Below are 2,412 nucleotides of genomic sequence, written 5' to 3' on the forward strand. Positions count from 1 at the left end.
ACATCGACGCTAGGGCCGTTTTTCTGGCCTCTGGTGCGTTTCTTGGGTGGTCGATGCCCGGGAAAGGCCGGGGCGGAAAGATCGCATTCCAGGGGGTTTTACGAGGCCTTGCCTGTCCTACCCCTCGCTCCTTTTTAGGGGGGCGCAAAAATCGCTCCGGGTCCGTTGGCTCGGGCCCAGCAGTTCCCGGGCTCGCGCCAGCACCTGGCGGGCCACGTCGTGGCCGGTGGCCAGGGTCTCGGCGCCGTTATCGCTTGATGACCGGCTCAGCAGCTTGGAGGGGTTTTTGACATTCATGATCATGAAGGGTCCCGCCTGAAAGGAATTTGGTCCGACCCGCCGAAGGGGCGGAACCTATTACGTAGTAATAGGGGCACACATCCCGCACACTCCCCGCAATGAAATCAATGACTTACGAGGGGACTTCCCGCACTTCCCGCAACACACCGCACGCAATGAAATCAATGACTTAGCAAGGCACTTCCCGCACTTCCCGCACACTTCCCGCAGGCCATCACGGCGCACCCTTTGCGCCCCGAACGATAGCCTTCATGGGCTTCCGATCGGGTCCGGACACCGTGCCAACATGAATTTCCATATCCGCAAACAAGGTCTCCATCGCCTCGGCCAAATCGGGGATGCGTGCGTGATTCGCCTCTGGCATGGCGACCATGACCTTGGGGGCGTAACGGGGACTATTGCGCGCGTCGGTGACGATCCGCCCTTGACCTTCCAGGGCGGCAAGGCAGGCAAGAAAGCTGTCCTTGGCTCGGGTTACGCGGGCCCGTCGATCGAGGCGCCCCACCGTGCCGTCTGTTCCCACGTCCGGGTCGATATCCAAAACCCCGCCATCGCTCCACCTGAGGTCTATTTGATCCCCGGGCCTCGCGTGGTTACTCTTGACCAATTTTAGTTCGACGCGCCCAGGGTCCTCATCATCAACCTTCAATTGGAGGACTGACCGCGCCCCGTTGATCCAGGCCGTGGACCCGGAGGCGGCTTTGAACGTCCCCGCTTCGCTCGATTTGCTGGTGTGGGTCAACAGGAGAATCGCACAGCCCAGGCGCTCCGCCATCCCATTCAGAGCGTTAAGGAAACCAGACACGGGCACTCGGTCGTTTTCGTTGTCGGCGTACACGAGAGCCACATTGTCGATAACCAGGAGTCGGAGGTCGGAAATTCTTCTGGCTTCTTCCTCGACGCTATCAAAGAGGGCCGTTGTCTTTCCACCGCGCCAAAGGGCGGCATCGAGTCCCGCGAAGCTGATGGGGAAAACCCGACCAACAAGGTCTTCCATGTCGCATCCCAAATGGCGGCAAATCCTTTCTTGCCGGCTGTGAAGAATCCCCTCGGGATCCTCTCCAAACACCCCAGCCCCGGACCCGCCGGCGGTGGCCCGCCCTGCGAGGGGGGCACCCACGGCACAGCAGGTCATTGCCAACTGAGCGAACATTGTTTTCCCAACCCCACCATTCGCGACCATGAGGGTCACCATCCGCGCGGGGATAAGGCCGGTCACGATCCAGTCCACCGACGGCGGGTTTTTTCCAACCCATCTCCCGGTATCTTTAAACCCACCCCAAGCCCGGGGCGCTCCTTTCGGGCGGGGTTCGCTCCTGACCCGGGTATCCTGCCATTCCCGACGTTTCCGGGCATCATCAAGGGGGATCGAGTTGGTCATGCGGCGATTCCTTCCTCGGCCACCTCAATTCGGAAGCGTCGGGGTGGTTGACGCAACGCCCAGTCGAGACGTTCGGCCAGGGGGAGCGTCGTGCAGACCAAGCGGGATGGCCCTCCCACATGAAGGGGCAAGAAGGCACCCCAATCCAAAATCACCACCCCTTTCCCGGCGGCCTTCATCCACTCCAAAGGATCGGGGTGGATGATTAAGGGGTCCTCGAAGAACATTGCTCTTTCGACCTCCACCCCATTCAACAGCACCGAGTCATTCCTGACCCACCACCACCCGGGTTGGTCGGGGCGGAAAGCAACCAGGTCAAACAATTCCGGGGTCGGCCAGTTCGGGGTGCCGATTTCGGCAAGCGGGGGGTCAGGAAGGAAGACGTGGGCGTGACCGGGGCCGGAAACCCACCCATCCTTGGTCAGGGCGCCCCGCGCCACTCCGTACCGGGCGGGCGCCGTCCGGCCCTTCAACCAGGTCTCCGGGACCCCCCGACGGGTCAGGGCCGCGTCGTGAGCGGGTGTGACAGCGGCAGCGAGAAGGGCGAACTCGTCGAGAAGATCATTCATCGGGAAGGACCTCCCCAGCCTCAATCAAAAGCCGGCGGGCCTTGGCCCTGGCCTCCCATCCGGCGCGTGGATTTCTCGCAACGGCGCGGGCGATTCCGAGGAAGGTAAGAGGCAGCACTTTGGAAAGCGGTTCCGGCCCCATGGTGACACTAATACCAACGG

Annotated in this window: 3 protein-coding genes; all 3 read right to left on the reverse strand. The window is 62.0% G+C overall.

The genetic code is table 11. The features are described 5' to 3' along the window. Positions 1–117: 117 nt before the first annotated feature. The 3 genes from ROR02_RS16185 to ROR02_RS16195 all read right to left on the reverse strand — a co-directional run bounded on the left by ROR02_RS16185 (position 118) and on the right by ROR02_RS16195 (position 2,250). Positions 118–303 carry a hypothetical protein gene (locus ROR02_RS16185; protein ID WP_147165075.1) on the reverse strand — a complete coding sequence of 62 codons (186 nt, stop codon included), beginning with the start codon at positions 301–303 and terminating at the stop codon, positions 118–120. Between the two features lie 211 nt (positions 304–514). Further along, positions 515–1,681, reverse strand: coding sequence for an AAA family ATPase (locus ROR02_RS16190; protein WP_147165076.1), 1,167 nt, complete (start codon positions 1,679–1,681; stop codon positions 515–517). Beyond that, positions 1,678–2,250, reverse strand: a complete 573-nt coding sequence (locus ROR02_RS16195; RefSeq protein ID WP_147165077.1) for a hypothetical protein — start codon at positions 2,248–2,250, stop codon at positions 1,678–1,680. The genes ROR02_RS16190 and ROR02_RS16195 overlap by 4 nt, the downstream gene beginning before the upstream one ends. Positions 2,251–2,412 lie beyond the last annotated feature (162 nt).

This window comes from Pararhodospirillum oryzae (assembly GCF_007992075.1).
GTDB lineage: Bacteria > Pseudomonadota > Alphaproteobacteria > Rhodospirillales > Rhodospirillaceae > Pararhodospirillum > Pararhodospirillum oryzae.